This window comes from Brachyspira sp. SAP_772 (assembly GCF_009755885.1).
Lineage (GTDB): Bacteria > Spirochaetota > Brachyspiria > Brachyspirales > Brachyspiraceae > Brachyspira.
In genome coordinates, this window is sequence record NZ_VYIX01000127.1 from 1 (window position 1) to 767 (window position 767).

Annotated in this window: 1 protein-coding gene; it reads right to left on the minus strand. The window is 29.9% G+C overall.

The annotated features are described in order from the left end of the window. Positions 1–767 (minus strand): GTPase (locus GQX97_RS13020; protein ID WP_157152276.1); only part of this gene is annotated, 767 nt, incomplete at both ends.

Genomic DNA, 767 nt, shown 5'->3' on the forward strand with positions numbered 1-767 from the left:
ATTGGTCTGTTAAACCTTCAAAAACATCAAGCCTAAGTATGCACACATCAGAAGCTTCTATTGCTTTTATTGCTCTGTTTACACTGTAGTATTCACCATCTGTATTCACATTCTTCTTTTTTCTTATACCAGCAGTATCTACCAGCCAACTATCATCACCTTTAACGTTAAATGTTTCATCTATAGAATCCCTAGTAGTGCCTGCAATATTTGAAACAATGCTTCTGTCTTTTCCAATYAATGTATTTAATAAAGTAGATTTCCCAGCATTTGGTTTTCCTACTATAGCTATATTTATAATTTTCTTTTTTGCTATATATTCATCAAGTCTGTATTGCTTTTTGCTYTCTTTACTTGCATCTTCATTATAGTCTTCGTCATACTCTTCATCAAAATCATCTTCTTCAAAWAACTCTTCATCATTAACAACAACATTATCTTCTTTATTATTTTCTTGAGTAGCCTCCCTCTCAGCTTCTAAATCAATTCCTATTCTTTCAAAAACTTCAAGTATTTTTTCTCTCAAATCATCAATRCCATTATTATGTTCAGCACTTATAGCAACAATATCTTTTATACCAAGAGAGTAAAATTCATTAATTAAATTGTTATGAGAATCAGAATCTATCTTATTTATAACAAGTATAATAGGTTTATTTAATTTTCTTATAGTGTTAATAAAATGCCTATCATCTGGGTGAGTTTGATGAGCATCTACTACAAAYAAAAGTAAGTGAGCCTCATCTGTAGCAGTCTTTAATGCTTTT